The sequence below is a fragment of the Parageobacillus caldoxylosilyticus NBRC 107762 genome (assembly GCF_000632715.1).
Lineage (GTDB): Bacteria > Bacillota > Bacilli > Bacillales > Anoxybacillaceae > Saccharococcus > Saccharococcus caldoxylosilyticus.
Window position 1 is genome coordinate 113958 of record NZ_BAWO01000005.1, and the last position, 16336, is coordinate 130293.

Sequence of the window (16336 nt, forward strand, 5' to 3'; positions counted from 1 at the left end):
ATATTATTCAACGGAAAAGATAAACGGATATAGCGGCTGTTTTCCGGCGTGCACTTCCACTTCTACATTCGGATACGCTCCCTCAATATAGGAAACGATCGCTTCCACTTCCTCTTCCGCCGCATCTTCCCCATAGATTATCGTAACGATTTCGCTTTCTTCATCGATTAACGCATCAAGCAATTGCTTCGTTACGGAAAGCTTGTCTTTTTCTGCGACAATAATTTTATTGTCCGCCAACCCCATGTAATCGTCTTTTTCAATTTCTACTCCGTCGATGGTGGTATCGCGTATGGCAAACGTTACTTGCCCTGTTTTTACGTGCGCTAAAGCAGCGGTCATCGCTTTTTGATTTTGCTCTTCGGAAAGTGATGGATTAAACGCCAGCAGTGCCGCCATGCCTTGCGGAACGGTTTTCGACGGAATGACGATCACTTTTTGGCTGACGACCGTCGCTGCTTGCTCTGCTGTCATAATAATGTTTTTATTATTTGGCAGCACAAATACGATTTCCGCGTTGATGCTTTCAATGGCTTTTACGATCTCCTCCGTGCTTGGGTTCATCGTTTGCCCGCCTTCAATGACGGCGTGAGCGCCGATGCTTTTAAACAACTCGGCAACGCCGGATCCCATTGCGATGGTCACAATTCCGTATTTTTCCGTCTGTTTCATCTTTTCTATACTGGAAGCGGTCTGGCGGTCTTGGTTTATAATATTGGCGTGCTGCTGACGCATATTTTCAATTTTGATGTTAATTAAACTGCCGTATTGCTGTCCGTATGTCAATACTTCCCCAGGCTGCTCGGAATGGATGTGGACTTTAACAAGCTCGTCATCTGCTATGACGAGCAATGAATCGCCGAATCGGCTTAAATCTTGGCGAAAGGCGTCTTCCGAGAACGGATGTTTCTGCAGTTTATCCGGCTCAAGCCGCACCATAAATTCCGTGCAGTAGCCAAACTCAATTTCATCGGTATGAATATGGCTTTGCGCGCTTTTATGATGTTCTGCTTTCACTAATTCTTCCATGGAAACTTCCGCCGGTTTCTGTTTAGCAACGTTTTCTCCTTTTAGTCCGCTCAAAAACCCTTCATAGACGTAAACGAGGCCTTGGCCGCCACTGTCAACAACGCCTACTTCTTTTAATACCGGCAGCAACTCCGGCGTGCGCCGCAAAGACGCTTTCGCTTCCTTCACGACTTCCTCCATGACAACAGCGATATCTCGTTCTTTTTTTGCCACTTCGACCGCCCGTCTTGCTGCATCTTTCGCCACAGTCAAAATCGTTCCTTCAACCGGCTTCATCACCGCCTTATAAGCCGTATTGACACCTGCTTCAAGTGCCGCAGCGAATTCGACGCTGTTAATTTCCTTTTTTGTTTCCACCGCTTTGGCGAACCCGCGGAACAATTGCGATAAAATGACGCCCGAGTTTCCACGAGCGCCCATCAACAATCCTTTTGCCAGTGCGCTTGCGACTTTTCCTATATGGTCAGAAATATTATTTTTTACTTCCTTGGCACCGGAAGTCATCGACAAATTCATATTTGTGCCCGTATCACCGTCTGGAACTGGAAAGACGTTCAGCGCGTCGACGGCCTTTGCATTATTCGATAAATGCGCCGCCCCTTGAAAAACCATTTCGGCGAAACGTCTTCCATCAAGTGCCCTAATTGTCACCAACTAACTCCTCCTTACTACGGATTCGTCACCCGAACCCCTTGAACGTAAATATTGATCGATTGGACAGAAAGGCCCAACGTTTGATCAAGCGTATATTTTACTTTTGTTTGCACATTATGGGCCACCTCTGAAATTTTCGTGCCATAGCTAACAATAATATACATGTCGATATGTACTTCGCCGTTTTCCTCGCGGACGATCACACCTTTGGAAAAGTTTTCTCTCCGTAAAATTTCCGAAATTCCATCCCGAATTTGGTTTTTCGACGCCATCCCAACAATTCCATAGCAATCGACCGCAGCGCCGCCGGCTATCATCGCAATGACATCATTGGATATTTCAATTCGTCCGTATTTCGTTTGCAATTCGATGGACATGCTCGTTCCCCCTTTGCAATAGTTCGCATAGCTATCAACATTGTACTATAATGCTTTCCGTTTTAAAAGTTCCCCCATCGCCCACTAGTATTATTTAGCCGAAAATAATATTATATGTCAAGGATATTTTCTTGAAAGAGAAAAAGGCATCTATTGCAATCTAATCGTTTGTATGATAAATTATAATAGTGTTTTTAGACGCACAATGGAAAGCAGGACGAGTAAGGAGGGAAAAAAGATGGCAAAATGCTTTGTAACGGGAAAGAAAAAATCTTTCGGCAATTCGCGTTCTCATGCGATGAATGCAAATAAACGCACATGGAAAGTCAACTTGCAAAAAGTTCGTATTTTAGTCGACGGAAAACCGAAACGTGTTTGGGTTTCTGCGCGCGCATTAAAATCGGGAAAAGTACAACGCGTGTAATAAATCCTTTAAAACAAAAAAGCACCAAAGAATGGTGCTTTTTTCTTATCCTTTTTTAAAAGCGTTTAACATGGCACGCACAATCCCGCCGAGAAATTTCGGCAGTTTAATCGTATAAAATTTCATTCCGATTCCCTCCTCACAGCCGTCGTAACGAACTTTCCCTCACTCTTTATTAAGTATATTCTTCAGGCTGCAAATCGTACCTACAAGCAGCGGTGAAAATCGCTGCTTCTTATCATCATTAATATGCCTTCAGAAAAGGAAAAAGTACCGGAAGATTGGATAAGTTCATTACTAATACATAATGTCGAACCGCGAAAAATATGACAATTTGTTAGCGGATATTTAAATCCGGTTAACGTCAAACCTTTAATATCGCGGGAAATCGGAATGTAAGAAACGTAGCGATACCGTTCGTCATAAGAAACGGTGTACGTGCCGGGAAGATGGACGGTCAGCACATTTTGCCGGTCAATGATTTCAATGTCTCGATTGGCATATTTGATCAGCAATTGCACATTGCCAAATAAATGATCAAGCCTGCCGCCGGTCGCTCCGAAGATCCTGATTTGATCCGCTCCTTGCTCGACCGCCCATTCAAGAGCGATTTCCATATCGGTTTTATCTTTTTCCGCCGGCCATATATCCATATCGTTCAATGTTTTTTGCAGCGATGCAATTTCTTCCTCGGTCAACGAGTCAAAGTCGCCAAACGCTTTGACAGGCCGGATGCCTGCCTCAAGCAGCGTCTTTGTCCCGCGGTCCACCCCCAGCCATCGCACCTGCTTGCCGTCATATTGATGCAGAGAAGGAAGCTGTTCGCTTGGCCCGCCGCCGACAATGTGAATCCACATATATTTCTCTCCCCTCCTTCAACAGAAAGAAAAGCAGAAGGCGTCTACCCTTCCGCTTTATATGACCCGCGAAGCGCACGGATCGCCGCAGCGCGGTCTTGTTCGTTATAAATGGCCGATCCGGCCACAAGAACATTCGCTCCCGCTTCTACGCACAGGCGCGCCGTTTCTGCGTTAATCCCGCCGTCTACTTCAATTTCCACCGATAAGTTCCGCTCTTTTATGAACTCTGCTACTTGGCGAATTTTCGGCAATACGGATGGAATAAACTTCTGCCCGCCAAATCCGGGATTGACGGTCATCAGTAACACTAAATCCACATCCGCGATAATATGTTGAATCATTTCCACCGGCGTGTGCGGATTTAACACGACCCCCGCTTTGACTCCATGTTCTTTAATGAGATGGATCGTTCGATGCAAATGCGGGCACGCCTCTACATGAACGGATAAGTAGTCGGCTCCTGCTTTGGCAAAAGCAGGGATGTAGCGATCCGGCTGCTCGATCATTAAATGAACGTCAAGCGGCAATTTCGTAACCGGGCGTATCGCCTCGACAACAAGCGGGCCGATCGTGATATTCGGAACAAAATGGCCGTCCATCACATCAACATGAATATAATCGGCTCCACCTTGTTCGACATCGCGGATTTCCTCTCCCAAATAAGCAAAATTCGCAGATAAAATGGATGGTGCAATTTTGATCATCGTTCATACCTCGGCTTTCGCTCTTTCATTTCTTCAACAAAACTTAGATAATTCTCGTACCGGTAAGAAGGGATTTCTCCCGCTTCCACCGCCTCTCTTACAGCGCATTTCGGCTCGGCGACATGCAGGCAGCCGCGAAATTTGCATTCGTCGCTGCGCTCGCGAAACTCTGGAAAATAAAGCGGCAGTTCCTCGATTTCGATATCATCGAGCTCGAGTGCACTAAAGCCGGGCGTATCGGCGACGAGGCCGCCGCCAATCTCCAACAGTTCGACATGGCGGGTCGTATGCTTGCCGCGCCCTAAATGTGTGGAAATATCGTTTGTTTTTAATTGCAAATCAGGGCGAAGCGCATTTAGCAGCGACGATTTGCCGACGCCGGATTGCCCGGCAACCACGGAAATCCGTCCTTCCAAATAGGAAAGCAGCCGCTCTATCCCTTCCTTGGTGACGGTAGAGGTTTCAATAACGTCATAGCCTATGCGCTGATAATCACGGACATATTGTTCGATCGACTGCTTTGTTTGGCTATCCATTAAATCAATTTTATTTACAACAATAATTGGTGCAATTTGCTTCGATTCAACAAGAACGAGAAAACGATCGAGGAGTTTCGGACTAAAATCCGGTTCCACGGCGGAAAACACTAAAATCGCCTGCTCGACATTGGCGATCGGCGGACGGATGAGCGAGTTTTTCCGCTCGCATATTTCCAAAATATACCCCTCGCTCTCGCCCGTCGCCTGAAAGACAACATAATCGCCGACAAGAGGGGTGATTTTCTGTTTGCGAAATACCCCCCTGCCTCGACATTGAAACACTTTCCCTTCTGACAATACATAATAAAATCCGCTTAATGCCTTAATAATCTTTCCTTCTGCCATAGCCTCACTCCTTTGCGCGATCGTCTGGATATGGAATCGTCCCCTCGTCTGTGACGACATTGTTGACGATGACGCGATAGTATGCCGTCTCCTTATACGGAATTTTAAATTCTACCGTTTCCGTAACCGGCTTCGTTAAACGGTACGTTTTATACGGCATTGTCATATTGCGATTCGCATCTTGAATATACAACTGTGCTTCCACCATCTGCCCCGCTTCTGCGGGCTCATACGGAATGACAATATCTTTGATCACCGTTTTTGTCGGAAGCGGCTCTTTGCCGCGGGAAATCACAACCGCAATCGTGTCCCCTTTCTCGACTTTTTCATTCGCTGCCGGCGTCTGCGAAATCACAAGCCCTTCCGGCACCTTGTCGGAATATTCGTATTTTACCTCCACCTGCAGCTGTTGATCTTCCGCGTAGTCGCGTACGCTTTTTTCCGTATATCCCGTCAAATCTTTTAACACAATTTGTTCCGGACCTAGACTGACGGTAAAAATGACTTCTGTTTCATCAGGCACTACTTTGTCCCCAGCATACGGGAATTGATCGATAATCGTGCCAGATGGTTTATCGCTATAACGTTCATTGCGCTTAATGTTCGTAAAACCTTCGTTGCGCAGCTGCTCTTCGGCTGTATCGATATCTTCGTCGATAAAGTTGCCAAATTCAATTTTCTTTTTGCCGATGCTTTTATAAATGATCACCCCTGAGCCTTGTTTGACGGTCATGCCCGCTTCCGGTTTCGTACGTACAACCTTTCCTTCTTCTATTTTATTATCCTCGACATCAATCGTATCTTTAATCTCTAACCCTAACGATGACAACTGCTCGACCGCTTCATCGTAATCTTTGTTGACGACGTTCGGCATCGTCACTTCTTTTGGAAAAACCAGGTCTGGAATCCACGTAACCGCACTCACTCCAGCCGCCGCGAGAAATAAAAAGACAGCCGTAAACCAGACGATCCACTTCCGTTTTGTTTTCGGCTTTTCCGCTTCTGGCTTTTCTTCCTTTTTTTCTTCGTACACGATCGTTTCCGGCTCAAGCCCGGCACTAACGGGGGCGTCTTTCATAATCGGAATCGCTTTCGTTGTTTCCTCATCATCGGCAGGAATGGTGAATTTCTCCTCATTCGCCCGTTCCGGATCTAAAGCGGTGCGGATATCTTCATTCATTTCCCGTGCCGAACGGTAGCGATAAAACGGATCTTTCGCCGTCGCTTTTAAAATAATATTCTCGACGCTTTGCGGAATGCTAGGGTTCCAGGCTTTAGGGGAGGGCGTTTCCGCCTGCAAATGTTTAAGCACAATCGACACGGCGGACTCTCCAGAGAATGGAAGCCGGCCGGTGACAAGCTCAAACATGACAATGCCGAGAGAATAGATGTCCGATTTTTCCGTTGTCACTCCGCCGCGCGCTTGTTCCGGGGACAAATAATGAACCGAGCCAAGCACGGAATTCGTTTGCGTAATGGTTGTCGAACTAAGGGCCACGGCAATACCGAAGTCGGTTACTTTCACATCGCCGTTTTCATCAATCAAAATATTTTGCGGCTTAATATCGCGATGAATAACGCCATTTTCATGAGCATGGGCAATCGCAGAAGTCAATTGCTCCATAATATGAAGCGCTTTTGGAACTGGCAAAGGGGCGTGCTGATGAATATACTGCTTTAATGTACACCCGCGCACATACTCCATAACAATGTAATAAACGCCCTCATCTTCGCCGACATCATAAATGGAGACGATGTTTTCATGATTCAAGCTCGTTGCCGCTTGCGCTTCGCGGCGGAACCGTTTAATAAACTGTTCATCGTTGGCAAAATCAAAGCGCAATACCTTTACAGCGACATCCCGCTCCAATATCATATCTCTGGCCAAATAGACGTTGGCCATGCCGCCGCCGCCGATTAAGCTAATGATTTTATAGCGATCGTTTAATCGTTTGCCGATGAGCACACGGATCACCTACTTTCACGTTCCAATGAAAAATCGATAATCACCAGCGTAATATTATCTTCTCCTCCCCGTTCATTAGCTAAATCAATTAACGCCTGTGCTTTATGCTCGAGCGGGTCGCCGGAATTTAAAATATGTAGCATCATTTGCTCGGAAACTTTGTTTGATAAACCGTCCGAACACAACAGCAGCATATCATGCTCATCGATGCTGACCGTTTTGACATCCAGCTTCACGTCTCTTTCCGTGCCAAGCGCGCGCAACAACACATTTTTCCGCGGATGGTGCTCTGCATCCTCCTTGGAAATTTGCCCTGTTTTTACCAATTCATTAACAAGTGAATGGTCTTCAGTAATTTGTTGAAACCCATTTTTATTGAAAAGATAGCAGCGGCTGTCGCCAATATGACCGACGGTAACAAATTGATCTGTACAGATCGCGCTGACAATCGTCGTTCCCATCCCTTGGCATTCTTCATGCTGCAAGGAGTGTTCAAACAAAATGCGGTTGACTGCCGCCACATGATCTTTCAGCCATTGTTCGGCGGCAGCAGGCGATGAAATATGTTCGGACTGCTCCCATTGTTGTTTTAAATACGAAATCGTCATTTCGCTTGCAACGTCGCCAGCGAGATGCCCCCCCATTCCATCGGCAACAACCGCTAAATAATGGCCATCTTTATTTTGAAAAACACCGCCGCTGTCTTCATTGTGAGCACGAATTTTACCAATATCGGTTTGAAAAACGGCTCTCATTCTTTCACCTCGTCTCTTCTTTTCGCTCCTTCGCGCGAAGCTGCCCACATGCTGCGTCGATGTCATGTCCTTGTTCGCGGCGAATAGTCACATTAATTCCATGTTTTTTTAACGCCCGTTCAAAAGCAAAAATTTGATCGCGCGGCGTGCGCACATAATTCCGCTCTGGTACGTAATTGACCGGAATCAGGTTGACGTGGCACTTTAATCCTTTAATCAGCTCCGCGAGCTGCTCGGCGTGTTCAATTTGGTCATTGACCCCGCCAAACAGTCCGTATTCAAACGTAACGCGGCGCCCCGTTTTTTCAATGTAATAGCGGACCGCCTCCATCAGCTTCGGCAGCGGATACGCCTTGTTGATCGGCATGAGCTTCGTGCGCAGCTCAGTCGTCGGGGCGTGCAATGAAATGGCAAAATTGACTTGCATTCCTTCCTCGGCAAATTGATAGATTTTCGGGATAATTCCGCTCGTCGACACGGTGATATGACGGGCGCCAATATTCAACCCTTTTGAATGGTTAACGATTTTCAAAAACTTAATCAGTTCATCATAGTTGTCAAACGGCTCGCCGATTCCCATTACGACGATGCTGCTTACCCGCTCGCCGTGCTCATCGAGCGCTTTTTGCACTTGGACGACTTGCGCCACAATTTCTCCCGCTTCTAAATGGCGCTTCAATCCGCCGAGCGTTGAAGCGCAAAACGTGCAGCCAATGCGGCAGCCGACTTGTGTCGTCACACAAATCGAATTTCCGTAATGATGGCGCATGAGCACCGTCTCGATCGAATACCCGTCGTGCAGTTCAAACAAAAACTTGATCGTGCCGTCTTTCGAAGTTTGTTTCACAATCGTTTTTAACGTCGTGATGGCAAAATGCTCGCCTAATTGTTCACGCAGCGCTTTTGGCAAGTTCGTCATTTCCGAGAAATCGGTTACTCGTTTTTGGTAGAGCCATTCATATATTTGCGTTGCGCGAAACGGCTTTTCGCCGCGCTCAACAAGCCAATTTTTCAGCTCCTCTAACGTCAGCGAATAAATCGATGGCAAATGCGGCGTTGTTTCCTTTTGTTTGCGTACGGTCGTCTTTGTTGTTTCCAATGGAGCTACACCTTCTTTCGTAATGATGCGATAAAAAATCCGTCCGAGCCAAAATAGTGAGGAAGGAGATGCAGCTGCCCGTTGCGGACGTATGGCTGCACTTTTTCCGGCAGCCGCTCCTGCATCGTTTCATCCGGGGCAAATTCCGGATGATGCTTTAAAAACTGGGCGATGACTTCCTCATTTTCTTCCCGGTCAATCGTACAAGTGCTATATACAAGCGTTCCACCTCGTTTTAATAGCGGCGCCACCGCCCGCAAAATTTCTTGCTGCAATTCGATGAGGGAAGGAATATCTTCTTCCGTTTTGGCGTATTTAATATCCGGCTTGCGGCGGATGACGCCAAATCCGGAACACGGCGCATCGACTAAAATTTTATCAAACGATTCTTTTTCAAACCGCTCGCCTAAACGCCTGCTGTCAAGCACATAGGTGGAAATGTTCGTCAACTGCAGGCGCTTTGCCTGCTCTTCAATCAGCTTCACCTTATGGTCATGAATGTCTACTGATATAACTTGACCCGTGCTATCCATTAATTCAGCGATATGGGTCGACTTTCCGCCCGGCGCCGCACAGCTGTCAAGCACGCGCTCCCCTTCTTTCGGGCCTAGCGCTCTTGCCACTAGCATCGAACTCTCATCTTGAATCGTGATGAGTCCTTCGCGAAACACTGCAGTGTGGGCGAGATTTCCTTTTTCCGCCCGAATCGCCTCCGCGGCAACTTCGCCGCGCGCAACTTCCATTCCTTCCTGGCGAAGCCGCTCCATCGCTTCCTCTACCGTGATTCGCGCTGTATTCACTCTTGCCGTTTGCTTTGGCGGAAGCAGGTTTGTTTCACACATCCGTTTTGTTTCAGCAAAACCGTATTGCCCGACCCAGCGCTTGACAAGCCAGTATGGATGGCTTGTCGCAACAGCCAGCCGCTTGACTTCATCTTCAATGTCCTCCAACGGCGGCACCCCTTGGCGCTGGATCGAGCGCATCACTCCGTTTACAAGCGAAGCCGTTCCTTTATGCCCGCGTTTTTTCGCGATTTCCACTGCTTCGAAAATCGCCGCACGGTCGGGAACTCGGTCTAAATATAATACTTGATAAAGGGTCAAGCGAAGCAGGATGCGGACCCACCGCTCCAGCTTGCGCGCTTTTGCCAAAAAAGGGGTTAAATAATAATCGAGTGTGTCGCGCCGCTGCACCGTCCCATATACGATTTCTGTCAGCAGCCCGACATCTCTTGCAGACAGATGATGTTCCTCAATGACTTTATTTAGTTGCAAATTGCTGTACGCTTCTTTCTCTTCGATCGCCAACAGGGTTTCTAACGCAATTTCACGCACGTTTTTCGTTTTCATGTTCCTCTCCTAGCTTCATTCCGATGGTGAGATAAGCGCCGGCACCACGCAAAAACTGCGCCGCCTCCATCCGCTTTTTGCCGGCCGGCTGCAGCTCCGTAATTTTTATTGCTGTTTCATTGCCGGTCGCCACAACGATCCCGTCATCGATAATATCGATGATCGTCCCTGGCTCTGCTTTTTTCGGTGCAGGAAGTTTTTCTCCCCACCATATTTTCCATATATTACCTTCCAGCGTCGTATAAGCCACCGGCCATGGGTTTAAGCCGCGGATATGGTTATAAATCTCTTCTCCCGATTTTGTCCAATCAATTTTTTCTTGTTCGCGCTTAATATTATAAGCAAACGTCGCTTTTTCCTCGTCCTGCTTGACCGGAGTCAGCTTCCCGGCAAGCAGCTGCGGAATTGTCTCCGATAACAGTTTTGCCCCGGCGATGCTTAATTTATCATGCAGGGTGCCGACCGTATCGGTTTCCGTAATCGGCACTTCTACCTGAGTTAAAATATCACCGGCATCAAGTTTCTCTACCATATACATAATCGTGACGCCTGTTTTTGTTTTTCCCTGCAAAATCGCATAATGAATCGGCGCGCCGCCGCGCAATTCCGGAAGCAAGGAGGCATGGACATTAATGCAGCCGTATTTCGGGGCCTCCAGCAACGCTTTTGGCAAAATTTGTCCAAACGCCGCCGTCACAATTAAATCTGGTTTTAGCGCCAGAACTTGTTCGTATTGCTCTTTTTCACGGATTTTTGTCGGCTGCAGCACCGGAATTCCATGCTTTTGTGCCTCCACTTTCACCGGCGGCGGCGTCAGCTCCTGTTTTCTTCCTTTTGGTTTGTCGGGCTGGGTGACGACGCCGACAACATCATATCCATCGTCAATGAGTTGTCTTAATATCGGGACGGCAAAATCTGGGGTTCCCATAAATACCATTCTTGTCATTCTTGATCATCTACCCTTCTAATTCCTCGGGATCATAATAACGGATTACTTTCGAGGTAAATAATATTCCATGCAAATGATCAATCTCGTGCTGGAGCGCACGTGCCAAAAATCCTGTCGCTTCAAGCGTAAACGGCCGGCCGCGGCGGTCTTGGGCGCGGACTTTGACATAATCGGCCCGCTTCACTTCACCAAACAGCCCCGGAAAGCTTAAGCAGCCTTCCGGCCCTGTTTGTTCGCCGCGTGCTTCGAGAATAACCGGATTGATCAGTTCAATGCGGCCATGTTCATCACCGACATCGACGACAGCGATTTGCTTGGCAATGCCGACTTGCGGGGCGGCTAAGCCGACCCCATCGGCTTCCACCATTGTATCATACATATCATTCAACAGCTTAATAAGCTGGCGATCAAACCGTTTTACCGGCTCGCACTCTTTTTCTAAAATGTCCGCTGGATATGTCACAATCGGTAAAATAGCCAATGATATTTCCTCCATTTACATCATCATATATGGATTTGTATCGATCGTAATCGATAAATCGCCTTGCGCAGCATCATGCTGATAGCGATCAATGATTGTCTTTAACGCGCTCGTCATGTTCGCCTCCCGCTTGTATTTTATCATGCATTGGTAGCGATATCTATCATGAAGGCGGGCAATCGGGGAGGCGACAGGACCGAGAATAATCGCTTCCTTCGACAGCTGTGCCCGCAAGTACGCGGCGATTTTTTCCGTAACCGCCGCCGCTTTCGTAATTTCCTGATGCGATACGGTAATTAACGTCAAATAGTAAAACGGCGGATAACCGTACATTTTACGAAGCATCATTTCCCGCTGATAAAAAGCATCGTAGTCGTGTTTGGCGGCAAGGGCGATGCTGTAATGTTCCGGCGTATACGATTGAATCACCACTTCCCCGGGCAGCTCATGACGTCCGGCACGCCCGCTTACTTGCGTCAGAAGCTGGAACGTTTTTTCCGAAGCGCGGAAATCGGGAAGATGGAGCATCGTATCCGCCGCCAGCACACCAACAAGCGTCACGTTTGGAAAATCCAACCCTTTGGCGATCATTTGCGTGCCAAGCAAAATATCGGCCTTTCCTTCTCCGAATTTTGAAAGCAGCTGTTCATGGGCGCCTTTTCGGCTTGTCGTGTCGACATCCATGCGAATGACGCGCGCCTCGGGAAGCAATTTTGTTAATTCTTCTTCCACTTTTTGCGTTCCCGTTCCAAAAAAGCGGATATGTTCGCTGCCGCATGACGGACAGCGGTACATTATCGGTTCTTCATGCCCGCAGTAATGGCATTTCAGCCGCTGCCCGGCACGATGGTAGGTCAGCGAAATGTCGCAATGCGGACAGCGAATGACATGGCCGCAGTCCCGGCACATGACAAACGTCGAATAGCCGCGCCGGTTTAAAAACAAAACAGACTGCTCCCCTTTATGGAGGCGTTCCTTCAGCTTTTCAAACAACATCCGCGAAAACATGGAGCGATTGCCGCTCCGTAATTCTTCGCGCATGTCCACAATATGGACATCCGGCATTCCGTTGTCGCTGATTCGTTTCGGCAACGTCAATAGTTCGTATACCCCTTTTTTCGCACGAGCAAACGTTTCAAGCGAAGGAGTAGCGCTGCCGAGCACGACCGGACAGCCGTGAAGGCGGGCGCGGTAAATTGCCACATCGCGGGCATGATAGCGCGGATTTTCTTCCTGCTTGTAACTTGCTTCATGTTCTTCATCGATAATAATCATGCCTAAGTTTTCAAACGGAGCAAAAATCGCTGAGCGGGCGCCAACGACGAGCCGCACCTCTTTGCGATGAATTTTCCGCCACTCATCATATTTTTCGCCGACAGACAGCCCGCTGTGAAGCACCGCAACTTGCGAGCCGAAACGGCCTTTAAACCGCTCGACCATTTGCGGTGTCAGCGAAATTTCCGGAACGAGAACGATCGCTTCTTTTCCTTGGCGCAATACTTCTTCCATCGCCTGCATATACACTTCCGTTTTCCCGCTTCCCGTCACGCCATACAGCAAAAATACCCTGTGCTCATTGGCGCGCACGCGCTTCACGATCGCAGAAAGCGCCTTTTCCTGCTCGACGGTAAGCGGCAGCGGCTTCGTTTTCGCAAATGTGCGATGTTCATACGGGTCGCGGTACACTTCGATTTCTTTTTCTACAACGAGCCCCTTTTCGACTAACGATTTCACCGAAGCATACGAAGCGGATGTCTGTTCAATCAGCTCTTGCATCGGAACCGCCTCGTTTTTGGAAAGAAGGAACGTTAACACTTGCTTTTGCTTCACCGCCCGCGCCGGCATCGCCTCGATGGCTTGTCTGATTTGTTGCGGCGGCATGGCTAATTGAATATGTTTGACTACTTTTTTTCCCGCCTTCTCTTTGATTTGGTACACAACTTCCAAATATCCTTGCTGAATCGCTTTTTGCACCGTCCGCCATAATTTAGCCTGCTCAACTTCCTTCCATGCGATGGCGGAACGGCCGGCAAACAGCGCCTGTATTTCTTGCGGCAAAAGCGGCCGGTATTCTTCACGAATGAGGTGGATTTCCTTCTCATATTTAGCCTTCATCGCCGCCGGCAGCATCGCCTGGTAAGCGGAAATGGCAAAACAAAGCGTCGTTTCCGTTAAATATTTTCCGAGCTCGAGCAGCTCTTCGTTTAATACCGGAGTCACATCCAAAACAGCCTCGATTGGCTTCAGCCTCTCTACTTCCGATTGTGATTTAATCCCCACCACAAATCCTTGTAAACGCCGCGGACCGAACGGAACGGTGACGCGCATGCCCGGCTTGAGAATATCTTCCCATTGTTCCGGGATTATATAATCAAACGGACGATCGGTTTGTCTGGAAGGAACATCGACGATAACAGACGCTATTTTCATCGAATCGCCTCGATATATTGATGAATTTCTTTTAAAATCTCTTCTGCCACTTGTTTTTTGGACATCAGCGGCAAGGAACGAACGGAGCCGTCGCGTTTAAAAATGGTGACAACATTTGTGTCGCCGGCAAATCCTGCTCCTTCTTGCGTGACATTGTTGGCCACGACCATATCAAGCCGTTTGTTTTCTAATTTTTGCCGGGCATATTCCTCGACATGATCCGTTTCCGCCGCAAATCCGACTAAAATTTGCGACGTTTTTCGTTCACCGAGCGTTTTTAAAATGTCGATCGTTCTCTCCATTTCTACGATATAGTCGCCTGGCTGTTTTTTTATCTTTTTCGCAAACACATGCTTTGGCCGGTAATCGGCCACCGCTGCCGATTTAATGACGATATCAACATCTGGAAACCGTTCCATCACGGCTTCATACATGTCCTGCGCCGACTCAACGCGAATGGTTTTGACATTGGCCGGCGCCTCCAATTCCGTCGGGCCGGAAATAAGCGTCACTTCCGCTCCAAAGCGCGCCGCTGCTTCCGCAATCGCATAGCCCATTTTTCCCGTCGAACGATTGGAAAAAAAGCGGACAGGATCGAGCTTTTCTCTTGTTGGACCGGCTGTAACAAGCACCTTTTTCCCTTTTAAAAGCGGATTGGCAGAGGAAAAGTAGTTCTCGATATTTTTAATGATTTTTTCCGGTTCCTCGAGCCTCCCTTTTCCAACATATCCGCACGCTAAATATCCTTCCGACGGCTCAATAAAGCGATAGCCGAAGCGGTATAGCGTTTCGATATTCGCTTGCACTGCCGGATGTTCATACATATGAACATTCATGGCCGGCGCGATCCATACCGGCGCTTTTGTCGCCAAAAGCGTTGTCGTAATCATGTTGTCAGCAATGCCATTCGCCAGCTTCCCAATCGTGTTGGCCGTCGCCGGGGCAACGAGGACAAGGTCAGCCCAATCTGCTAAATCAATATGGGCAATCACCGCCGGATTTTTTTCCGCAAACGTATCAACGTAAACTTCATTGCGCGATAGCGCCTGAAATGTCAACGGGGTGATAAACTGACAGGCGCCTTCGCTCATTATTACTTTCACATTGGCGCCGCGTTGGGTTAATTGGCTCGTCAACGCGGCCGCTTTGTAAGCAGCAATCCCCCCGGTCACACATAATAAAATGTTTTTTCCATATACCATGTTTGAAACACCTCGATTATACTTTTGTAAAAAAATAACAACCTAACAGCTAGGTTGTTATTTTTCTTCTTCTACTAATTCGATATGATCGGCCGCAATTTCCTCCAACGCTTGCCCGACAAATTTTTTCGATACCGGGTTTTTAATCGTTAATTCGGCATTGTCTTGAAGCTGACGCGCCCGTTTTGCAACAACGGTCACCAGTTTATATTTCGAATCCACTTTTTGCATTAATAAGTCGATGGAAGGATATAACATGCTTTATTCCACCCCCAACATTTTCTTATAACGTTTTGCAACACGTTCCCGCCGGCAATGCTCGGCGATCACGATCGCCTTAATTCGCTCGCAGGCGAGCTCAACTTTATCGTTTTCGACGACATAATCATATGCATCCATCATCTCGAGCTCTTCTTTTGCCGCCTTTAAGCGGTTGCGGACTAGCTCTTCCGACTCGGTCCCGCGCGAAATAATCCGTTTTTCCAGTTCACTTAAGCTCGGTGGGGCGAGAAAAATAAACAAACCTTCCGGAAACACTTTGCGCACTTGCATAGCGCCTTGCACTTCAATTTCCAGAAATACATCTTTTCCTTCTGCGAGCGTCTTTTCTACGTAGTCAATCGGCGTTCCATAATAATTGCCGACGTACTCTGCCCACTCGAGCAGTTTGTTTTCCCGAATCATTTGCTCAAACTCTTCGCGCGTTTTAAAGAAATAGTCGACGCCGTCGACTTCGCCTTCGCGCGGTTTCCGCGTCGTGACAGAGACGGAATAATGCAAATTAATATCCGGCTGGGAAAACAACGCTTTTCGCACCGTTCCTTTGCCGACACCAGATGGTCCTGATAAGACAATCAACAATCCTCTTTCGTTCATAAATGTCTAAAACCCTACCCTTCCTCCGATAAATCGTCGCTTCCATATAAACGATTGGCTACCGTTTCCGGCTGCACCGAAGATAGTATGACATGATCGCTGTCCATAATAATGACAGCGCGCGTTCTCCTTCCATGAGTGGCATCGACTAGCTTTCCATTTTCCCTTGCATCTTGAATAATCCGTTTAATCGGTGCCGAATCAGGGCTGACGATCGTAATAATCCGAGCGGCGGATACCATATTTCCATACCCGATATTAATAAACTTAATTCCCACGAAGCGTCCACCTGCCATA

General features: G+C 47.8%; 18 protein-coding genes. 1 reads left to right on the forward strand and 17 read right to left on the reverse strand.

Annotated features, from left to right (window positions below; genetic code table 11):
- Positions 1-3 precede the first annotated feature (3 nt).
- The gene (locus GCA01S_RS03070) at positions 4-1680 is read right to left on the reverse strand and encodes a DAK2 domain-containing protein (RefSeq protein ID WP_042407183.1); all 1677 of its coding nucleotides are present in this window, start codon (positions 1678-1680) and stop codon (positions 4-6) included.
- A gap of 17 nt (positions 1681-1697) precedes the next feature.
- A complete protein-coding gene (locus tag GCA01S_RS03075; RefSeq protein WP_017437126.1) occupies positions 1698-2060 on the reverse strand; it encodes an Asp23/Gls24 family envelope stress response protein in 363 nt (120 codons plus the stop codon).
- A 238-nt stretch (positions 2061-2298) separates the two neighbouring features.
- Between GCA01S_RS03075 and rpmB the strand changes: the two genes are divergently transcribed.
- Positions 2299-2484, forward strand: coding sequence for a 50S ribosomal protein L28 (gene rpmB, locus GCA01S_RS03080; RefSeq protein WP_015863405.1), 186 nt, complete (start codon positions 2299-2301; stop codon positions 2482-2484).
- A 45-nt stretch (positions 2485-2529) separates the two neighbouring features.
- On the opposite strand, the gene spoVM is transcribed toward rpmB, so the two are convergent.
- The 15 genes from spoVM to remA form a co-directional block, all read right to left on the reverse strand.
- Entirely contained in the window at positions 2530-2610 is an 81-nt protein-coding gene (gene spoVM, locus GCA01S_RS03085) for a stage V sporulation protein SpoVM (protein WP_017437127.1), read from the reverse strand.
- A gap of 80 nt (positions 2611-2690) precedes the next feature.
- Positions 2691-3341, reverse strand: coding sequence for a thiamine diphosphokinase (locus GCA01S_RS03090; protein ID WP_017437128.1), 651 nt, complete (start codon positions 3339-3341; stop codon positions 2691-2693).
- 44 nt (positions 3342-3385) lie between these two features.
- The gene (gene rpe / locus GCA01S_RS03095) at positions 3386-4048 is read right to left on the reverse strand and encodes a ribulose-phosphate 3-epimerase (RefSeq protein ID WP_017437129.1); all 663 of its coding nucleotides are present in this window, start codon (positions 4046-4048) and stop codon (positions 3386-3388) included.
- Positions 4045-4932 carry a ribosome small subunit-dependent GTPase A gene (gene rsgA, locus GCA01S_RS03100; RefSeq protein WP_017437130.1) on the reverse strand — a complete coding sequence of 296 codons (888 nt, stop codon included), beginning with the start codon at positions 4930-4932 and terminating at the stop codon, positions 4045-4047. The genes rpe and rsgA overlap by 4 nt, the downstream gene beginning before the upstream one ends.
- Positions 4933-4936: 4 nt before the next feature.
- Positions 4937-6898 carry a Stk1 family PASTA domain-containing Ser/Thr kinase gene (gene pknB, locus GCA01S_RS03105; protein ID WP_042407133.1) on the reverse strand — a complete coding sequence of 654 codons (1962 nt, stop codon included), beginning with the start codon at positions 6896-6898 and terminating at the stop codon, positions 4937-4939.
- 5 nt (positions 6899-6903) lie between these two features.
- Positions 6904-7653 (reverse strand): Stp1/IreP family PP2C-type Ser/Thr phosphatase, encoded by a 750-nt coding sequence (locus GCA01S_RS03110; RefSeq protein ID WP_017437132.1) that lies wholly within the window; start codon positions 7651-7653, stop codon positions 6904-6906.
- A gap of 4 nt (positions 7654-7657) precedes the next feature.
- Entirely contained in the window at positions 7658-8752 is a 1095-nt protein-coding gene (rlmN, locus tag GCA01S_RS03115; RefSeq protein WP_042407136.1) for a 23S rRNA (adenine(2503)-C(2))-methyltransferase RlmN, read from the reverse strand.
- Between the two features lie 5 nt (positions 8753-8757).
- Positions 8758-10101 carry a 16S rRNA (cytosine(967)-C(5))-methyltransferase RsmB gene (rsmB, locus tag GCA01S_RS03120; protein WP_042407138.1) on the reverse strand — a complete coding sequence of 448 codons (1344 nt, stop codon included), beginning with the start codon at positions 10099-10101 and terminating at the stop codon, positions 8758-8760.
- Entirely contained in the window at positions 10079-11047 is a 969-nt protein-coding gene (fmt, locus tag GCA01S_RS03125) for a methionyl-tRNA formyltransferase (RefSeq protein ID WP_042407141.1), read from the reverse strand. Before fmt ends, rsmB begins: the two co-directional genes overlap by 23 nt.
- Positions 11048-11057: 10 nt before the next feature.
- Positions 11058-11531 carry a peptide deformylase gene (gene def / locus GCA01S_RS03130; protein ID WP_017437136.1) on the reverse strand — a complete coding sequence of 158 codons (474 nt, stop codon included), beginning with the start codon at positions 11529-11531 and terminating at the stop codon, positions 11058-11060.
- Positions 11532-11546: 15 nt separating this feature from the next.
- Positions 11547-13961 (reverse strand): primosomal protein N', encoded by a 2415-nt coding sequence (gene priA / locus GCA01S_RS03135; protein ID WP_042407144.1) that lies wholly within the window; start codon positions 13959-13961, stop codon positions 11547-11549.
- Complete coding sequence (coaBC, locus tag GCA01S_RS03140; RefSeq protein ID WP_042407147.1) at positions 13958-15163, reverse strand: bifunctional phosphopantothenoylcysteine decarboxylase/phosphopantothenate--cysteine ligase CoaBC; 1206 nt, start codon at positions 15161-15163, stop codon at positions 13958-13960. The genes priA and coaBC overlap by 4 nt, the downstream gene beginning before the upstream one ends.
- Positions 15164-15220: 57 nt before the next feature.
- The gene (rpoZ, locus tag GCA01S_RS03145) at positions 15221-15421 is read right to left on the reverse strand and encodes a DNA-directed RNA polymerase subunit omega (protein ID WP_017437139.1); all 201 of its coding nucleotides are present in this window, start codon (positions 15419-15421) and stop codon (positions 15221-15223) included.
- 3 nt (positions 15422-15424) lie between these two features.
- A complete protein-coding gene (gene gmk / locus GCA01S_RS03150; protein WP_017437140.1) occupies positions 15425-16039 on the reverse strand; it encodes a guanylate kinase in 615 nt (204 codons plus the stop codon).
- A 14-nt stretch (positions 16040-16053) separates the two neighbouring features.
- On the reverse strand, positions 16054-16317 hold the full coding sequence (remA, locus tag GCA01S_RS03155) for an extracellular matrix/biofilm regulator RemA (protein ID WP_017437141.1): 264 nt from the start codon (positions 16315-16317) through the stop codon (positions 16054-16056).
- Positions 16318-16336: the final 19 nt, after the last annotated feature.

Excerpts from the sequence above, each read along its gene's own strand:
- GCA01S_RS03075 (WP_017437126.1), bottom strand. The coding sequence starts at position 2,060 with ATGTCCATCGAATTGCAAACGAAATACGGACGAATTGAAATATCCAAT.
- rpmB (WP_015863405.1), top strand. The coding sequence starts at position 2,299 with ATGGCAAAATGCTTTGTAACGGGAAAGAAAAAATCTTTCGGCAATTCG.
- spoVM (WP_017437127.1), bottom strand. The coding sequence starts at position 2,610 with ATGAAATTTTATACGATTAAACTGCCGAAATTTCTCGGCGGGATTGTG.
- GCA01S_RS03090 (WP_017437128.1), bottom strand. The coding sequence starts at position 3,341 with ATGTGGATTCACATTGTCGGCGGCGGGCCAAGCGAACAGCTTCCTTCT.
- rpe (WP_017437129.1), bottom strand. The coding sequence starts at position 4,048 with ATGATCAAAATTGCACCATCCATTTTATCTGCGAATTTTGCTTATTTG.
- rsgA (WP_017437130.1), bottom strand. The coding sequence starts at position 4,932 with ATGGCAGAAGGAAAGATTATTAAGGCATTAAGCGGATTTTATTATGTA.
- GCA01S_RS03110 (WP_017437132.1), bottom strand. The coding sequence starts at position 7,653 with ATGAGAGCCGTTTTTCAAACCGATATTGGTAAAATTCGTGCTCACAAT.
- rsmB (WP_042407138.1), bottom strand. The coding sequence starts at position 10,101 with ATGAAAACGAAAAACGTGCGTGAAATTGCGTTAGAAACCCTGTTGGCG.
- fmt (WP_042407141.1), bottom strand. The coding sequence starts at position 11,047 with ATGACAAGAATGGTATTTATGGGAACCCCAGATTTTGCCGTCCCGATA.
- priA (WP_042407144.1), bottom strand. The coding sequence starts at position 13,961 with ATGAAAATAGCGTCTGTTATCGTCGATGTTCCTTCCAGACAAACCGAT.
- coaBC (WP_042407147.1), bottom strand. The coding sequence starts at position 15,163 with ATGGTATATGGAAAAAACATTTTATTATGTGTGACCGGGGGGATTGCT.
- rpoZ (WP_017437139.1), bottom strand. The coding sequence starts at position 15,421 with ATGTTATATCCTTCCATCGACTTATTAATGCAAAAAGTGGATTCGAAA.
- gmk (WP_017437140.1), bottom strand. The coding sequence starts at position 16,039 with ATGAACGAAAGAGGATTGTTGATTGTCTTATCAGGACCATCTGGTGTC.